This is a genomic window from Rhodococcus sp. As11 (genome assembly GCF_048957735.1).
In the GTDB taxonomy this organism is placed as follows: Bacteria; Actinomycetota; Actinomycetes; order Mycobacteriales; family Mycobacteriaceae; genus Rhodococcus; species Rhodococcus gordoniae.
This window is the reverse complement of record NZ_JARDJE010000001.1, coordinates 305,879-322,323: the sequence shown is the minus strand read 5'-3', so window position 1 is coordinate 322,323 and position 16,445 is coordinate 305,879. Positions and strand designations below refer to the sequence as shown.

Below are 16,445 nucleotides of genomic sequence, written 5' to 3'. Positions count from 1 at the left end.
ACCGTTCGACTCACAGGGAGGGCCGTGGTTGCCCGAGGTCCGGTCCGGGTGCGATCCGGATCGGACCTCGGGCCGTCTCCACGTCCACCGGCTCACCCTTCTGCGTGATCACGACGTGGCCGCTGCGTTCGAGATCGGCGGCCACCGAGCGTGCGGCGTCCATGAGGTCGCGCCACGAGTCGCCACCCGCGACCCGCGCGGCGTCGCTGGGACAGATGGTGGACGGGTTCCGTTCCCGGAGCAGCGCGCAGATCGTGGCCGCCAGCCGTTCACGATCCGCATGCTCGTCGCGTGGTTCCCACCACGGATGCCCGCGTTCACCGAGCGCGACCTTCGCGTCCTGGACGCGGTGCCGTGCGGAGTCGCCGTCGCTCTTCACGAGACGCCGAGCGCGCATCAACTCCGCCACGAGTCGCTTCTGCAACGGTTCAGGAATCGTGGGATCGGTGGCACGCCAGCGCCGCCCGTTCACCACCACATATCTGCCGTCGGGCGTGCGCTCCGCCCCTCCGGATGACCCGTCGGTATCCATCGGTCCCGCCCGTCACTCGACTCGGCGGCGACGGAAGTCCTTCCGGACTTGTCGCCGAACAACCACCGTCGCGGCACAACTGTACGCGTGGGGGCGCGTCGGCCGAGGGGCGACGACGCTATCGCGCAGGAGTGCCGAGGGAGGCCGGTTCCAGAAGCTGCGCCAGTTCGTCCGACAACGACCGGAATTCGGAATCGCCACGTTCCCGAATCCAGACCGGATCGGTGCAGTACCAGCGTTCGGCGGCCAGAGAACGGGACAGGACCTTGAAAGTCGCGGTGCGGGGGAATTCGCGGCAGACACGGATCAGAGTGGGCATCTGCTTGGGACCGAGATCGGTCTGTGCATCGAGGAAACGCGCGAAGGCGGCGGGATCGAAGTCGGAATCCGCGGCGGGAATCACGGCGGCCATCACGCGGTCGCCGACCTGCCGGTCGGGCACCCCGTACACCGCGACCTGAGCGAAGCCCTCGTACCGCATCAGGATGCGCTCGATGGGCGCCGCACCGAGATTCTCCCCGTCCACCCGCAACCAGCCCGAGCTGCGTCCGGCGAAGTACACGAAACCGTTCTCGTCCCGGTAGGCGAGGTCGCCGCTGTGATAGCGCCCGTCGCGGAGGCGCTCGGCGTCGGCCTCGGGGTTGTTGTAGTAGCCGTCGAACAAGCCGGGGCCGCGCACGTTGACGAGTTCGCCCGTCGCGGCGTCGGCGTTGGTGATCCTGCCGTTCGCGTCGAACACCGCTGCCGGGCAGCGTTGCCCCGTCTCGGGATCGAGGATCTCGATGCCCTCGGGCAGTCTGCCGAGGGATCCGGCCGGGGCGTCGGGAGCCGAGGCGATCGCGATGCCGCCCTCGGTCGAGCCGAAGCCGTCGACCACCCGCGCGCCGAAACGGCGGGTGAACTCGGCGACGGCGGTGGCAGACGCCTCGTTGCCGTACATGATGCGCAGCGGGTTGTGGTGGTCGTCGGGGTGCTCGGGTGTCGCCACGATGTACGACAGGGGTTTGCCGACGTAGTTCGCGAAGGTCACCCCGAACCGGCGCACGTCGGGAAGGAAACCCGACGCCGAGAACCGGCGCCGCAGAGCGACGCTCCCGCGCGCGGCCAGTCCGATCGACCAACCCGCGATCATCGCGTTGGAGTGGAACAGCGGCATCGCCACGTACACGGTGTCGCCGGGTCCGAGCCCGAATCGCGTGGCGAGCATCGTCGCCGGCTCCGTGAACTTCCGGTGCGTACACCGCACGGCCTTCGGATCGCCGCTCGTACCGGATGTGAAGATCAGCATGAACAGGTCGTCGGGGGAGGGCGCGGCGGTCTCCACGACGGTGTCGGCGAACGGCGCGAGCATGGTCGCCCAGTCGGGGGAGTCGACGTCGATCACCCGCACCTCGCCGAGATCCACGCCGTCGAGCAGGGAGGCGTGCGCGGCCTCGGTGAACACGACCCGGCACTCGGCGAGCGTGATGTCGCGCGCGAGCGCCGCGCCCCGCCGGGTCGTGTTCAGGCCCACCACCACGGAACCGGAGAGGGCCGCGGCGCCGAGCAGCAACGAGAACTCCGGGATGTTGTCCATGAGGATCCCGATGTGCTTCGGCGCCGGACCGCCGAGCATGCCCTGCAGCAGGGCGGCCCGTTGTCGGGACAGTGCGACGTGCTCGCGCCACGACAGTTCGGTTTCCTCGAAACGCAACCCTCGGTCGTCGACGTCGGTGAGTCGCTCGAGCAGTTCGGTGACGGTGGGAGCAGCCATGTGATCAGACCGGGACGTCGGCGAGTTCGCGCCCGAGCGCACGCAACTGATCGGTGGCCGAGCCGAGCAGGAACTCGTGGTGCTTGGCCGCCAGGAAGTAGCGGTGCACCGGATGGTCCTCGTCGAGTCCGACGCCGCCGTGCACGTGCACGGTCGTGTGTGCCACACGGTGTCCCGCGTCGGCGGCCCAGAAGGCCGCGGTGCGCAGGGCGTCGTCGTGGGACTCTCCCGATGCCATGCGGAAAGCGGCCTGCCACAACGTCAGTCGCACTGCCTTGACGTCGATGTAGGCGTCGGCGAGTCGTTGGGAGACGGCCTGGAAACTGCCGATGGGACGGTCGAACTGGACGCGTTCGCGTGCGTACTGCGCGGTGAGTTCGAGTGCCTGTTCGAGGACACCGCACTGGTAGGCGGCCGAGCCGAGCAGGCTGCGGTCGCGCAACCACGCCGCCACGGCGAGGCCGTCGGTGCCGAGAACGCGATCGGCGGCAAGAGCGACCTGCTCGAGGGTGAGGATGCCGCGGCTGCCGAAGTCCGTGGTCTGCTGCCGGGTTACCGAGACACCCGGATCGTCGCGGCGCACGAGGAAGACCGCCACCGAGTCGCCGGTGGTGGCCGGGACGAGGAAACCGTCGGCGATCGGTGCCGCATCGACGACGGTCTTGACCCCGTCGAGCACGTGGCCGTCTCCCGATGCCTGTGCCCGGGTGGCCGGTGCCGTGGGATCCGGGTTCAGATCCTCTGCGAGTGCGGCGGAGAGGATCTGCTCGCCGGTCGCGGCGGGGCGGCCCCATCCGGCCTGCTGCTCGGCGGTGCCGAACTCCGCAATCGCCGACGCGCACGCGGCGACCGACGTGAGATACGGGACGGCTGCGACGCCGCGGCCGAGTTCGCGCAGGATGCTCGCCTGCTCGAGCGGGCCGTATCCGTCGCCGCCCACGGACTCGGGAAGAGCGGCACCGAGCACACCCGACGACGCGAGCGTGTCCCACAGGGTGCGGTCGAGACGGTCCTCGGCGGCGTCGAGGGTGCGCAGGTGTTCGTTGGTGACGATGTCCGCGACGATGCTGCGGGTCAGTTCGGCGAGATCGTTCTGGGCCTCGGTGAGGGTGAAGTCCACGGTGCGCGTCCTTGTCTAACGCTTGGCGGGCGGCTGGCCGAGGGCAGTCATCGCGATGATGTCGCGCTGGACCTCGTTGGTGCCGCCGCCGAAGGTGAGGATGAGGGAACTGCGGTGCATGCGTTCGATCCGGCCGCGCAGCAGCGCGCCGGCCGAGTTCTGCCGTACCGTCGCCGCCGGTCCGAGGACCTCCATGAGCAACCGGTAGGCCTCGGTCGCGAATTCGGTTCCGAAGACCTTGTTCGCCGAGGCGGCCTCCGGACCGAGGGGGGTCGTGCCGGCGCTCGAAGCGATGTCCCAGTTCATCAGCTGCAGGTATTCGGCCTTCGCGTGGACGCGTGCCAGATTCACCTGCACCCATTCCTGGTCGATCACCCGCCGCCCGTCCGGCAGATGCGTCTCCTGCGCCCAGCGCCGGACCTCCGTCAGGGCCGTGCGCACGGGACCGGCGGAGGTGAGCGCGACCCGTTCGTGGTTGAGCTGGTTGGTGATGAGGGCCCAGCCGCCGTCGACCTCGCCGACGAGCGCGGACGCCGGGACGCGTACGTCCTGGTAGTAGGTGGCGCTGGTGTCCGGACCTGCCATGGTGTGCACAGGGGTGTACGAGAATCCGGGAGTGTCGGTCGGCACGATGAAGACGCTGATCCCCTTGTGCTTCCGGACATCCGGGTTGGTTCGGGCGGCGAGCCACACATAGTCGGCGTAGGCGATCAGGCTCGTCCACATCTTCTGACCGTTGATGACCCACTCACCGCCGTCGCGCACCGCGGTGGTGCGCAGGGAAGCGAGGTCGGTGCCGGCGCCCGGCTCGGAGTAGCCGATCGAGAAGTGCAGTTCGCCTGCGGAGATGCGGGGGAGGAAGAACTCCTTCTGCTCGTCCGTGCCGTAATGCATGATCGTCGGCGCGACGGAATCGATGGTGAGGAACGGGACGGGCGCGCCGGCGATGGCCGCCTCGTCGGTGAAGATCAGTTGGTCCATCGCGGAACGGTTCTGGCCGCCGTACTCCTCGGGCCAGCCGAGGGTGAGCCATCCGTCCTTGCCCATCTGCTGCACGACCTCGCGGTACACATTGCCGACGCCGTACTCGCCGGTCGTGGCAGCGAGCGCGTCGCGGCGTTCGGGTGTCATGATCTGGGCGAAATAGCCCCGCAATTCCTCGCGGAGGGCTCGTTGCCCCGGGGTGTAGGAGATGTCCACGAACGCTCCGTTCCGTCGCTGCGGGTCCCTGTGAATCGTCTCGGGGGGATCCCCGCGAATCATTGCACAAAATTGGAACGCGTTCTAGTCTGGATGCAATCGGTCGGCGCGAATGTGAAGCGAGGTCCTCGGATGGATGTCAAGGTCGACTTCGACCGCTGCGAAGCCAACGGCGTGTGCGTCGGGCTGGCTCCCGACGTGTTCGATCTCAACGACGACGACGAATTGATCGTCACGCGGCCCGTTCCCGAAGGGAGTGAAGGCGCCGTTCGCGAGGCCGTCGCCCAGTGCCCGCGTGCGGCGCTCGCCGAGGCCTGAGCCACGCGCGGTGGCCGGCACCGGCCACCGCCGAGGGAAGTAACAAGTTCTACATCTTCGGTACCTCCAGGTCCTGATCGGGAGAGTACCCGCGTGCGGCCGGAAATCGGCCCGAATCTCGAGGAGTACGTGGATGAGTGCGGACGCCGGCGGTGGCGTGGAGAACGACGGTCGGGTGTCTCTCGAAGGGCGGGTCGCCGTCGTCACCGGAGCCGGAGCGGGTCTCGGCCGTGCCGAGGCGCTTGCGCTGGCGCGTGCCGGAGCATCGGTGGTCGTCAACGATCTGGCGGAGAACGACGCGGTGGAGGACACCCTCACGCGTATCCGCGATCTCGGGGTCGACGCGGAATTCGTGCCGGGCAGTGTGGCCGAGCGTGAGACGGCCGACGCGATGCTCGCTGCCGCCCAGGGCAAGCTCGGCGGCCTCGACATCGTCGTCAACAACGCGGGCATCACGCGGGATCGGATGCTGCCCAACATGTCCGACGACGAATGGGATTCCGTGGTGGCCGTGCACCTGCGTGGTCACTTCCTGTTGTCCCGCAATGCCGCGGCCTATTGGCGCGACCGGTCGAAGCAGGAGGGTGGCCCCGTCTACGGGCGTCTGGTCAACACCTCGTCGGAGGCCGGTCTGCTCGGGCCGCCCGGGCAACCCAACTACGGTGCCGCCAAAGCCGGCATCACCGCGCTCACCCTCTCGGCCGCCCGTGGTCTCGAGCGGTACGGTGTCCGCGCCAACGTGATCTGCCCGCGAGCGCGGACGTCGATGACCGAGTCGGTCTTCGGTGATGCGCCGGACGACGGCATCGATCCGCTCTCGCCCGACCACGTCGCGAATCTGGTCGCCTATCTCGCCTCCCCGGCGGCCGGGCGCGTCAACGGGCAGGTCTTCATCGTCTACGGCCCGATGGTGGCGTTGATGGCGGCACCGGTGGTCGAGCAACGCTTCGACGCCGACGGGCAGTGGACCCCCGAGGCGCTCGCCATCGAGCTCGGCGGATACTTCGCCGACCGCGATCCGGGCCGGACGTTCTCGGCGTCGTCGGCCCTCGATCTCTAGTCTCCCGGCTGCCCCGCCGTCGCCCGTCCGGGAACGGCGGGGACGCCACGTCTTCGTCCCGGACCGGGATTCTGCAAGCGTGACGGGCACCGGGGAATTCCGGTAGCCTCACGCCCACTCGGGTCGTTTCTCCGGCTCTCGTGGGTCCCCGCTGCCAGTCCTGATACGTGTTCTAGTTCTCTTCGTGCTCCGATGCCTCGGACCGATACCGACGGCGTCCCGTGCCGGTGTGATCGAGCCCGAGCTCCGCGTCGGAAATCCCGCCGAAATTCCAGCGTAAAACCTCTTTCGAGCGCGTCGACGCGCGCCCGTCGGTGCTTGTATGTCCGTTCGGACGGAAATGGATCGAGATGTCCCAGGACGGATCTTTGACAGGTGAACACGTTCTAGTTAATATGACCCGGGTCACAGCACATGCCATCGATCGGCCGCGCGCCGACGACGTGAGGATCGAAGGGGGCGCACGATGGTAGACCTCCTCGAGGTTCCCTTACGGGCGGTGGGCGGACTGTTCGCCATGACCGGCGAGACCGCCCGGGCGGCCTTCCGCCGTCCCTTCCAGCGCCGCGAATTCGTCGATCAGGCATGGTTCGTCGCCCGCGTCTCGCTGATGCCCACCGTTCTGGTGGCGGTGCCGTTCACGGTCCTGGTGAGCTTCACCCTCAACATCCTGCTCCGGGAGATCGGTGCCGCCGACCTCAGTGGCGCGGGTGCGGCCCTCGGCGCGGTGACGCAGGTGGGGCCCATGGTCACCGTGCTCATCGTCGCCGGTGCCGGCGCCACCGCGATCTGCGCCGATCTCGCCGCCCGCACCATCCGCGAGGAGATCGACGCGATGCGAGTGCTCGGCATCGATCCGATCCAGCGTCTCGTCGTCCCCCGGGTGCTCGCGTCCACCGTCGTCGCGCTGCTGCTCAACGGTCTCGTGTGCACGATCGGCATCCTCGGCGGATTCGCCTTCTCGGTCTTCCTCCAGGACGTCAATCCCGGCGCGTTCATCAACGGCATCACCCTGCTCACCGGTTTCGGGGAACTGATGATCTCCCAGGTGAAGGCGGGCTTGTTCGGCATGATCGCGGGCCTGGTCGCGTCCTACCTCGGCCTCAATGTCAAAGGTGGAGCGAAGAGTGTCGGCGACGCCGTCAACCAGACGGTCGTGTTCGCGTTCATGGCACTGTTCGTGGTCAACCTCCTCGTCACGGCCGTCGGCATCAAGCTGACCGCGGGATGAGGGGAGCGGAGAATTCATGGCAGTGATCTCTCGGCGCTTTCCCCGTGCGGTCCGGCGCGCGACACGAGTGTCGTCCACAGTGGACCGGGTGGGGGAGCAGGCGCTGTTCTTCGCGCGCGCTCTCGCGACCGTGCCCCGGGCGTTGATGCACTACCCCAAGGAGACGGTGCGGCTCGTCGCCGAGATCAGCATGGGCACCGGCGCACTCGCCGTCATCGGCGGCACCGTCGTGATCGTCGGCTTCCTCACGCTGTTCACCGGCGGCATCATCGCCGTGCAGGGATTCAGCTCCCTCGGCAACATCGGCGTCGAAGCGCTCACCGGCTTCTTCGCGGCCTTCATCAACGTGCGCATCGCCGCCCCGACGATCGCCGGGATCGGGCTGGCGGCCACCATCGGTGCCGGCTCCACCGCCCAGCTCGGCGCCATGCGTGTCTCGGAGGAGATCGACGCGCTCGAGACCATGGCGATCCCGTCCATCCCGTATCTGGTGTCCACACGCGTGCTCGCCGGGATGATCGCGATCGTTCCGCTGTACTCGCTCGCCGTGATCGCCTCGTTCGTCGCGAGCCGTTTCGCGACGGTGGTGCTCTACGGCCAGTCGGCGGGTGTGTACGACCACTACTTCACGACCTTCCTGATACCCACCGACATCCTGTGGTCGTTCGTCCAGGCCATCGTGATGGCGATCGCCGTGATGCTCATCCACACCTACTACGGCTTCACCGCGGGCGGCGGCCCCGTCGGTGTCGGCGTCGCGGTGGGCAACGCGGTGCGGGCCTCGCTCGTCGCGGTTGTCACCGTCACCCTGCTCATCTCGCTCGCCGTCTACGGCGCGACCGGCAACTTCAACCTGTCGGGATAGGGCGCGCGACATGGAAACTCCTTCGTGGAAGAAGAAGCTCGCCGCCTTCGGTCTTCTGGGCGGACTCGCCGCGATCGTCGCGGTGGCACTGACGATGTTCACGGGCGGTTTCACCTCGACGGTCCCGCTCACCGTCACCTCACCGCGGTCCGGTCTGGTGATGGAACCCGACGCCAAGGTGAAGATGCGCGGCGTCGAGGTGGGGCGGGTGGCCTCGATCGAGCACACACCCGCCGGCGCGGTCCTGCAGCTCGACATGCAGCCCGGGCAGATGCAGCTCATCCCGTCGAACGCGCGGGTGGCGATCGAATCCACCACGGTCTTCGGCGCCAAGTTCGTCGACATCGTCGTCCCCGACGATCCGTCGTCCGTGCCGATGCAGGAAGGCGCCGTGATCGCGGCCGACAACGTCACCGTCGAGTTCAACACCGTCTTCGAGCACCTGTCCGACGTGCTCGCCCAGATCCAGCCCGAGAAGCTCAACGCCACCCTCGGTGCGCTGTCGGAAGCGCTCAACGGACGCGGCGATGCCCTCGGTGCGGCTCTGGTCGAGGCCGATGCGTATCTCGCCGAGATGAATCCGTCGCTCCCGCAGCTGCAGGCCGACCTCGTCTCGGCCGCACAGGTCACCGATGTCTACGCCGATACGGCGCCCGACCTCATGACCACGATCGGCAATGCCACCGATGTCGGCAACACCGTCGTCGACGAACAACAGCAACTCGATCTGCTGCTGATGAACCTCACCGGTCTCGCGAACACCGGACGGGACGTCCTGGGGGAGAACGAAGCACAGTTGACCACCGCACTCGACAGCCTGAGCCGCACCACAGGTCTGCTCGGTGAGTACTCGCCGCAATTGACCTGCTTCATCATCGGTCTCAACGACGCCCGGGTGGCGTTCGAGCCGATGGCCGGCACCGGGGAGTACGCCGCGCTGATGCTGAGCACCAGCTTCATGGGTGGCGCGACGCCGTACAACGACGCCCAGGATCTGCCGGTGGTCGGCGCGACCGGCGGACCGAGCTGCCGGGGCCTGCCGAACTTCGATCCGCGACGCGACGGTAACGCGCCGTTCGTCGTGTCCAACACCGGCGAGACGCCGTACAAGCCCGCCACGGAGGCCTGGATCCGGTACCCGACGATCTTCCAGTACCTGTTCGGCGATCAGCTCGCGGGTGGGCGGTGACCATGAGAGCGACCACCGTCAAATTCCTGATCTTCGCGGTCACGATGGCGTTGATCTTCGCCGGGCTGGCCGTCGTGTTCAGCCAGGCCCGGTTCACGGGTACCGACAACTACCGGGCGACGTTCACCGATGTGTCCGGACTCGGCACCGGCGACAAGGTCCGCATCGCCGGCGTGCAGGTCGGATCGGTACAGAAGGTCGACATCGGCCGCGACAACACCGCCGAGATCGAGTTCGACGTGGATGCGAAGCACACGCTGTTCACCAGCACCCGCGCGACCGTGCGGTACGAGAACCTCGTCGGCGACCGGTATCTCGAACTGCTCGAAGGCGCCGGCAGCGTCGACGTCCTGCCTGCCGGTGGGCACATCCCGATCGAACAGACCGAACCGGCCCTCGACCTCGATCTGCTCCTCGGCGGATTCAAGCCGCTGCTGCAAGGACTCGACGCGCAGCAGGTCAACGATCTCTCCGGTGCACTGCTGCAGGTCTTCCAGGGCCAGGGCGACACACTGGTGTCGTTACTGGGCAACACCAACTCGTTCACCAACTCCCTCGCCGACCGCGACCGGCTGATCGGCGACGTCATCGACAACCTCAACGCCGTCCTCGGCACGATCGACGACCACGACCGTGAGTTCGAGAACACGATCGAGCAACTGAGCACGCTGGTCGGCGGATTGGCCGCCGACCGCGACCCGATCGGCGCCTCGATCCCGCAGATCGCCTCCGGCACCGCCGATCTGGCCGCGTTGCTGCAGAACAATCGGCCCGATCTGCAGTCCGTCATCGCCGAGACGAACCGCACCATGACCCAACTCGATCTCGGCAAGGACGACATCAACCGCACCCTCGAACGACTGCCGTCCGACTACAAGAAACTCATCCGCGTGGGTGCATACGGTAACTTCTTCCAATTCTTCCTCTGCGCCAATACTTTCAAGTTCTCCGGTCCGGACGGCACCACCATCCGGTACACCTCGGCGAACCACGACACGGGAAGGTGTGCGAAGGTCGAATGAGTGCACCCCGTGACCCCAACTACATCCGGACCGGGATCATCGGTCTGGCAGTGTCCGCGGCGATCGTGCTGGCCGGTCTGCAGTACGACCAGCTGCACTTCCTCTCCGGCGGCCTGAGCTACTCGGCGCGCTTCCAGGACGCCGGCGGTCTGGTGCCCGGCGACGACGTCATGCTCGCCGGGGTGAACGTCGGCGACGTCACCGACGTGCGCCTCGACGGTCAGGCCGTGCTGGTGAGCTTCCGCATCCGGGACGGTATCGGGCTCGGCGACACCACCGGCGCCGACATCAAGACCAACACCGTGCTCGGCCGGAAGTCGCTGGCGCTGCGCCCCGGTGGCGACGGTGTGATGCGCCCGAACTCGATCATCGGTATCGAGCACACCAATTCGCCGTACTCACTGACCGACGCTCTCGGCGACCTCACGACGACCGTCTCCGAACTCGACACCGATCGCATCAACGACTCGCTCGACGCGCTGTCGCAGACCCTCGAGAACACCCCGCCCGAGATCCAGGGCGCCCTGGAGGGCATGACCCGCCTGTCGCAGTCGATCAACGCCCGCGACGAGTCGTTGCACCAACTGCTCGAGCGTGCCGAGAGCGTGACAGGCATCCTGGCCGAGCGCAGCGACCAGGTCAACGCGCTCATCGTCGACGCGAACGCGCTGTTCGGCGAACTGAGCCTGCGCCGCGACGCCATCACCGAACTGATCGCGAACATCTCCTCCGTCTCGCGTCAGCTCACCGGGCTCGTGCAGGACAACCAGGCGCAGATGGCACCGACACTCGAGAAGCTCAACCTCGTGACGGCGAATCTGCAGGCGAACAAGGAGAACATCGCCGGGGCGCTCGACGGCCTGGGCCCGTACATCAGCGCGCTCGGGGAATCCGTCGCCAGCGGACCGTTCTTCAACGCCTACGTGTCCAACATCCTGCCGGCGCCGTGGTGGAAGGCCATCGTGGACAGCCAGGTCGCGCCCGATCTTCTCCCCGAGGATCTCCAGGACGTGATCCCGGACGGGCCCCCGACGATCAAGAGGGACGGCGAATGAGTACCGATACCGCCCCGACGACCGCCCGCCGTCGCCCGCCCCTGCTGGTGCCGGTGATCATCGGTGCCGTCGTCGTGCTCGTGCTCGGCGCCCTCGCCGTGTTCGTCCTGCCGGACCTCGGCAAACGCACGATCCACGCCGAGTTCGCGTCCACCAGCGGCCTGTACGAGGGCGACGACGTGCGGGTGCTCGGCGTCTCGGTGGGGCGCATCAGCGACATCGAACCCCGCGACGACCTCGTGCAGGTGACGATGAAGGTCGACGACGGCGTCGAGATCCCGTCCGACGCGAGTGCCGTCGTCATCGCGCAGAGTCTCGTCTCGGCGCGCTTCGTCCAGCTCACCCCTGTGTACTCGGGTGGCCCGACGATCGAGGACGGCGCGACGATCCCGATGCAGCGCACGGCCTCTCCCGTGGAGTGGGACCAGATCAAGACCGAACTGATGCGATTGTCCGAAGCGCTCGGTCCCGAAGAACTCGATCCGCAGGGATCCCTCGGCCGGTTCATCGACACCGCGGCCGAGAATCTCGAGGGTAACGGGCAGACCGTGCGCGAGGCCCTTCGGGAGTTGTCGGACACGATGCGCACGCTCTCGGAGGGGCGCACCGATCTGTTCTCGACGATCCGCAACCTGCAGACCTTCGTGTCGGTCCTCTCGTCGAGCAACGAACAGATCGTGCAGTTCGGCGGTCGTCTCGCGTCGGTCTCGGACGTGCTCGCACAGAGCTCCGACCAGCTCGGTGTCTCCTTGTCCGAGTTGAACATCGCCGTCGGCGACGTACAGCGGTTCGTGCAGGACAACCGGGCCGGGCTCACCGAATCGGTGGAGCGGCTGGCCGATGCGACCGAGGTGCTGGCCCGCAAACGTCCCGAGATCGAGCGGGTGCTGCACTCCGGCCCGACCTCCCTCGCGAACTTCTACAACATCTACAAGCCGGCGCAGGGGTCGCTCACGGGCGCGCTCGCGATCAACAACCTCGCCAACCCCGTCGAGTGGATGTGCGGGTCGGTTGCGGCCGCCGCGAACGCGACCTCCGAGCGCAGCGAGGAACTGTGCCGCCAGCAACTCGGCCCGGTGCTGTCGTCCATCAACGCCAACTACCTGCCGCTGCTGGTCAATCCGCTCGCCGGTGTGCAGGCCTTCCCCGGCGACATCGTCTACACCGAACCCTGGCTCGAGGAGGCGTCGGCAGGTCGTGGCACCGCGCCCGAGCCGTCGTCCTCGGAGACCGCCTCGCCGGTCGACGGGATCCTCGGTGGCCTGCCGTCGCTCCAGGTCCCGCAGGATCTGGGTTCTCTGCTGCAGCCGGGAGGAGGGCGATGACCGGCCGCTCGATGTTCCGCCGTCTCGGCGTCGCGGCCACCGCGGTCGCGGTGAGCACGACACTCACCGCCTGCGAGTGGGACGGACTCAACTCGATTCCCATGCCCGGCAGCGCCGGACGCGGGGAGGGTGCCTACGAGGTGCAGATCCAGATGCCCAACGTGACCACCCTGACCCAGAATTCACCCGTGCGCATGGACGACGTCACCGTCGGTTCGATCTCGGGAATCGAACTCGAGGGCTGGCATGCGCTCGTGACGATCTCCCTCGACGAGGACGTGGTGGTTCCGGCCAACTCGCTCGCGCGGATCGGTCAGACGAGCCTGCTCGGATCCCAGCATCTCGAACTCGTCCCGCCCGTCGGCGAACCCCCGCAGGGCAGGCTCGAGGACGGCGATCTCATCCCGCTCGAACGCGCCGGTGCGTATCCGACCACCGAGCAGACGCTGTCGTCGCTGTCGGTGGTGCTCAACGGTGGTGGGCTCGCGCAGATCAACGACATCACCACCGAACTGAACGCGGCGCTCGTGGGCCGGGAGGACTCGATCCGGAACCTGCTGCCGCGCCTGGACGAACTGGTCTCCACTCTCGACACACAGCGCGGCGACATCATCGCGGCGTTGGAGGGCATGGACCGGCTGGCCGCGACCGTCGACGACCAGAACGCGACACTCGTCCGCGCCCTCGAGGAGTTGCCGCCCGCCCTGGAGGTGCTCTCGGATCAGCGTTCGAACCTCACCGCCGCGATGAGTTCGCTCGGTGACCTGAGCACCGTGGCGAGCCGGATCGTCGAGACCTCGAACGACGATCTGAAGGCGAACCTCGAAGGCCTCGCACCGACCTTGAAGGCCCTGGCCGACTCGGGCAGTGCCCTGACCGAGGTGCTCGGTGTGCTGCTCACCTATCCCTTCCCGCAGGCGGGTATCAACAACATCATCCGCGGCGACTACGCGAACCTCGCGATGACGATCGATCTCACCCTCGACCGCCTCGACCTGAACTTCCTGTCCGGGACGCCGCTCGCGGGACGCCTCGCCGGCCCGGAAGGAATCCTCGGCCGCGACGCGGGACTCGCCGCACAGGCGACGGACCCGTTCCGCGCACCGCTCGAACCACCCCCGCCGCCGCCTCCCGGTCCCGAAGGGAAGCTGACGATTCCCGGTATCGGGGAGATCACCATTCCCGGCCTGCCTCTGGGGGTGCCCACACCATGATGCTCACGCGGTTCGTCCGCATCCAGCTCACGATCTTCGCGATCCTCACGGTCGTCGGACTCGTCGTGATGTCGCTGATGTACGTGAAGTTGCCGGCGCTGTTCGGGATCGGACGGTACGAGATCGTCGTCGAACTGCAGTCGACCGGCGGTCTGTATCCGCACTCGAACGTCACCTATCGCGGAAACACCGTCGGCACCGTGCGGAGCGTCGCCCTGTCGCCGACAGGGGTCGAGGCGTTGCTGTCCATCGACAGCGACGCGAAGATTCCCGCCGACGTGGACGCGGCGGTGCGCAGCGTCTCGGCCGTCGGCGAACAGTACGTCGATCTCGTTCCCCGAGCCGAAGGTGCGGATGGTGAGCGTCTCGCCGACGGCGACGTGATCCCGGCCGACCGCACGAGCGTGCCGCAGGAGGTCGGTGCCCTGCTCGACCAGGCCGACGTGTTGCTCGCCTCGATCAGCGACACCCGGCTGCAGACCGTGGTGGACGAGGCGTTCGCCGCGTTCAACGGTTCCGGACCCGAACTGCAGGAACTGATCGACTCGACACGCCTGTTCGTCCAGGAGGCCTCGGCGAACAGCGCCGAGACACGACAGCTGATCGATCAGATCGGTCCGCTGCTCGACACGCAGGTGGTCACGAGCGATGCGATCCGGTCGTGGACGCGTGACATGGTCACCTTCACCGACCGCCTGCGCGAGAGCGACCCCGACCTGCGGGCCCTGCTCGACGTCGGGCCGGGGGCCGCTGCCGAAACCGAATCCCTGTTGCAGGAACTGAAACCGACCCTGCCGTTGCTGCTCGCGAATCTGGTGAGTGTCGGCGAGGTGGGCGTGGTGTACAACGCCGGCATCGAGCAGATCCTGGTGCTGTACCCGCCGATGACGACGGCTCTGATCACGGCCGCCGGTGCCGGCCCGCCCGAGGACGGCGCCGTGGTGGACTTCCACCTGCAGGTCAACGATCCGCCGCCGTGCCTGGCAGGCTTCGTGCCGCCGGAGCAGTGGCGCAGTCCGGCCGATACCTCCGTGGTCGACACACCCGGCGACATCTTCTGTCAACTGCCACAGGATTATCCGAACGCGGTCCGCGGTGCCCGGAACGTGCCGTGCATGGAGTATCCGGGTCGTCGGGCACCGACCCCGGAGATGTGCCGCACCGGATACAGCCCTACCTATTCGGACAATCCGTGGACCGGACCGCCGACACCGGTGGCCTCGGAGAACGTCGCACCCACACCCGCTTCCTACGGTGAGCGCGGCGACACGGCTCCCGCCGGGGTCGCGGCGCGACGGATCGATCCGCAGACCGGGACGTACATTGGTCCCGACGGCACCGTGTACACACATGCCGACCTCGGTGGAGATCGGAGCTTGGAGAGTTACATGAAGGCGCAGCAGGGCTGATGACGGACGAGATCGACAAGAAGAGGAAGCCGGCATGGGCGAAGCCGGTCGCGGTGATCGCGTCCGTACTGGTCGTCGCGCTCGTCGCGGCCGGTGCCTGGCTCATCGTCGACAGGCAGTCCGCGAACGAACGCGACGAGAAGCGGGAGGCGTACCTGCAGGCCGCGCGGCAGACGGTGCTCAACCTGACCACGATCAGCGCCGATTCCGCCGACGCCGACGTCGCACGTCTGCTCGAAGGCGCGACGGGCGACTTCGCGGCCGAGTTCGAGGGCCGCGAAGGGCCTTTCGTGGAGGTCGTGCAGCAGGCCGGGGTCGACACCACCGGTGAGGTCCTCGAAGCGGGAATCCAGAACGAGGACGGCACGTGCGCGTCGTCGCTCGTCGCTTCCCGTGCGATGGTGAGCAACGCCGATCAGGCCGAACCCGAAGCACGCGACTTCCGTCTGCGGGTGACGATCTGCGACGAGAACGGGAAATTGCTGGCATCGAAGGTGGAGTTCGTGCCGTGACCGACGAGAAGGACGATCGCGTGACGCTCGACAAGACGACCGACGAAGCCGCGTCGGGTCAGGCTGTGGACACGGGCGGCGGATCCACCACCGCGGAGACTCCCACCCCCGACGCCCCTGCCTCGGACCCCACATCGGATTCGCAGGCCTCGTACCTTCCGCACATCGCGATCGGATTGTCGATCGTGGCGCTGGTTTTCGCGGTACTGGTGGGTTGGCTCGCCTACGGCGCCGTCCAGCAGTCCGCCGCCGAGACGGCGCGGACCGAGGCGCGGGTCGCGGCGGAGGAACAGGCGGTCGCGATGCTCGCCTACACCCACGACCAGGTGGACGCGCAGATCGGAGCCGCCGCGGAAGGCCTCACCGGCGACTTCCGCGACGAGTACACGAATCTGATGAAGAACATCATCGCGCCGGGCGCCAAGGAGAAGGCGATCAGCGTCCAGGTGAGCGTGCAGGCGTCCTCGGTGGTCTCCGCCGACGCCGACAACGCCGTGACCCTGCTGTTCCTCAACCAGATCACGACGAGTTCGGAGAACCCCGAAGCGGTGAGCAGTGGCAGCCGGGTGCGCGTCGAACTCGAAAAGCAGGACGGACGCTGGCTCGTGGGCCGGCTGACTCCGATCTAGGAGCAGAGAGC

Annotated in this window: 16 protein-coding genes; 12 read left to right on the top strand and 4 right to left on the bottom strand. The window is 67.6% G+C overall.

Going from position 1 to position 16,445, the window contains the following annotated elements:
* Window positions 1-10: 10 nt before the first annotated feature.
* The 4 genes from PV766_RS01590 to PV766_RS01575 form a co-directional block, all read right to left on the bottom strand.
* Complete coding sequence (locus PV766_RS01590) at window positions 11-532, bottom strand: DUF3253 domain-containing protein (RefSeq protein ID WP_129977216.1); 522 nt, start codon at window positions 530-532, stop codon at window positions 11-13.
* Between the two features lie 118 nt (window positions 533-650).
* Complete coding sequence (locus PV766_RS01585; RefSeq protein ID WP_129977215.1) at window positions 651-2,285, bottom strand: long-chain-fatty-acid--CoA ligase; 1,635 nt, start codon at window positions 2,283-2,285, stop codon at window positions 651-653.
* Window positions 2,286-2,289: 4 nt separating this feature from the next.
* Window positions 2,290-3,405: an acyl-CoA dehydrogenase family protein gene (locus PV766_RS01580; protein ID WP_064063478.1), complete on the bottom strand. Its 1,116-nt coding sequence runs from the start codon at window positions 3,403-3,405 to the stop codon at window positions 2,290-2,292.
* 15 nt (window positions 3,406-3,420) lie between these two features.
* The gene (locus tag PV766_RS01575; protein WP_255162177.1) at window positions 3,421-4,605 is read right to left on the bottom strand and encodes an acyl-CoA dehydrogenase family protein; all 1,185 of its coding nucleotides are present in this window, start codon (window positions 4,603-4,605) and stop codon (window positions 3,421-3,423) included.
* Between the two features lie 132 nt (window positions 4,606-4,737).
* Here PV766_RS01575 and PV766_RS01570 point away from each other — a divergent pair, with 132 nt between their 5' ends.
* The 12 genes from PV766_RS01570 to PV766_RS01515 all read left to right on the top strand — a co-directional run bounded on the left by PV766_RS01570 (window position 4,738) and on the right by PV766_RS01515 (window position 16,434).
* The gene (locus PV766_RS01570) at window positions 4,738-4,923 is read left to right on the top strand and encodes a ferredoxin (protein ID WP_064063480.1); all 186 of its coding nucleotides are present in this window, start codon (window positions 4,738-4,740) and stop codon (window positions 4,921-4,923) included.
* Window positions 4,924-5,056: 133 nt separating this feature from the next.
* A complete protein-coding gene (locus tag PV766_RS01565) occupies window positions 5,057-5,983 on the top strand; it encodes a 3-oxoacyl-ACP reductase (RefSeq protein ID WP_064063481.1) in 927 nt (308 codons plus the stop codon).
* Between the two features lie 466 nt (window positions 5,984-6,449).
* Window positions 6,450-7,214, top strand: a complete 765-nt coding sequence (locus tag PV766_RS01560) for an MlaE family ABC transporter permease (protein WP_064063482.1) — start codon at window positions 6,450-6,452, stop codon at window positions 7,212-7,214.
* Window positions 7,215-7,230: 16 nt separating this feature from the next.
* Window positions 7,231-8,079, top strand: a complete 849-nt coding sequence (locus PV766_RS01555) for an MlaE family ABC transporter permease (protein WP_026003117.1) — start codon at window positions 7,231-7,233, stop codon at window positions 8,077-8,079.
* 10 nt (window positions 8,080-8,089) lie between these two features.
* Entirely contained in the window at window positions 8,090-9,268 is a 1,179-nt protein-coding gene (locus PV766_RS01550) for an MCE family protein (protein ID WP_016933358.1), read from the top strand.
* 2 nt (window positions 9,269-9,270) lie between these two features.
* A complete protein-coding gene (locus PV766_RS01545) occupies window positions 9,271-10,290 on the top strand; it encodes an MCE family protein (protein WP_064063484.1) in 1,020 nt (339 codons plus the stop codon).
* Entirely contained in the window at window positions 10,287-11,345 is a 1,059-nt protein-coding gene (locus PV766_RS01540) for an MCE family protein (RefSeq protein WP_064063485.1), read from the top strand. The genes PV766_RS01545 and PV766_RS01540 overlap by 4 nt, the downstream gene beginning before the upstream one ends.
* Window positions 11,342-12,670, top strand: coding sequence for an MCE family protein (locus PV766_RS01535; protein ID WP_064063486.1), 1,329 nt, complete (start codon window positions 11,342-11,344; stop codon window positions 12,668-12,670). Before PV766_RS01540 ends, PV766_RS01535 begins: the two co-directional genes overlap by 4 nt.
* The gene (locus PV766_RS01530) at window positions 12,667-13,884 is read left to right on the top strand and encodes an MCE family protein (protein ID WP_064063487.1); all 1,218 of its coding nucleotides are present in this window, start codon (window positions 12,667-12,669) and stop codon (window positions 13,882-13,884) included. The genes PV766_RS01535 and PV766_RS01530 overlap by 4 nt, the downstream gene beginning before the upstream one ends.
* The gene (locus tag PV766_RS01525) at window positions 13,881-15,293 is read left to right on the top strand and encodes an MCE family protein (protein WP_421096274.1); all 1,413 of its coding nucleotides are present in this window, start codon (window positions 13,881-13,883) and stop codon (window positions 15,291-15,293) included. Before PV766_RS01530 ends, PV766_RS01525 begins: the two co-directional genes overlap by 4 nt.
* Window positions 15,293-15,805, top strand: a complete 513-nt coding sequence (locus PV766_RS01520; RefSeq protein WP_421096273.1) for a hypothetical protein — start codon at window positions 15,293-15,295, stop codon at window positions 15,803-15,805. Before PV766_RS01525 ends, PV766_RS01520 begins: the two co-directional genes overlap by 1 nt.
* Window positions 15,802-16,434, top strand: coding sequence for a twin-arginine translocation pathway signal (locus PV766_RS01515; protein WP_421096272.1), 633 nt, complete (start codon window positions 15,802-15,804; stop codon window positions 16,432-16,434). Before PV766_RS01520 ends, PV766_RS01515 begins: the two co-directional genes overlap by 4 nt.
* Window positions 16,435-16,445 lie beyond the last annotated feature (11 nt).

What these genes read in the sequence shown, in the direction of transcription:
- PV766_RS01590 (WP_129977216.1), bottom strand. Translation starts at nt 532, where the DNA reads ATGGATACCGACGGGTCATCCGGAGGGGCGGAGCGCACGCCCGACGGC.
- PV766_RS01585 (WP_129977215.1), bottom strand. Translation starts at nt 2,285, where the DNA reads ATGGCTGCTCCCACCGTCACCGAACTGCTCGAGCGACTCACCGACGTC.
- PV766_RS01570 (WP_064063480.1), top strand. Translation starts at nt 4,738, where the DNA reads ATGGATGTCAAGGTCGACTTCGACCGCTGCGAAGCCAACGGCGTGTGC.
- PV766_RS01565 (WP_064063481.1), top strand. Translation starts at nt 5,057, where the DNA reads ATGAGTGCGGACGCCGGCGGTGGCGTGGAGAACGACGGTCGGGTGTCT.
- PV766_RS01560 (WP_064063482.1), top strand. Translation starts at nt 6,450, where the DNA reads ATGGTAGACCTCCTCGAGGTTCCCTTACGGGCGGTGGGCGGACTGTTC.
- PV766_RS01555 (WP_026003117.1), top strand. Translation starts at nt 7,231, where the DNA reads ATGGCAGTGATCTCTCGGCGCTTTCCCCGTGCGGTCCGGCGCGCGACA.
- PV766_RS01550 (WP_016933358.1), top strand. Translation starts at nt 8,090, where the DNA reads ATGGAAACTCCTTCGTGGAAGAAGAAGCTCGCCGCCTTCGGTCTTCTG.
- PV766_RS01545 (WP_064063484.1), top strand. Translation starts at nt 9,271, where the DNA reads ATGAGAGCGACCACCGTCAAATTCCTGATCTTCGCGGTCACGATGGCG.
- PV766_RS01540 (WP_064063485.1), top strand. Translation starts at nt 10,287, where the DNA reads ATGAGTGCACCCCGTGACCCCAACTACATCCGGACCGGGATCATCGGT.
- PV766_RS01535 (WP_064063486.1), top strand. Translation starts at nt 11,342, where the DNA reads ATGAGTACCGATACCGCCCCGACGACCGCCCGCCGTCGCCCGCCCCTG.
- PV766_RS01530 (WP_064063487.1), top strand. Translation starts at nt 12,667, where the DNA reads ATGACCGGCCGCTCGATGTTCCGCCGTCTCGGCGTCGCGGCCACCGCG.
- PV766_RS01525 (WP_421096274.1), top strand. Translation starts at nt 13,881, where the DNA reads ATGATGCTCACGCGGTTCGTCCGCATCCAGCTCACGATCTTCGCGATC.
- PV766_RS01520 (WP_421096273.1), top strand. Translation starts at nt 15,293, where the DNA reads ATGACGGACGAGATCGACAAGAAGAGGAAGCCGGCATGGGCGAAGCCG.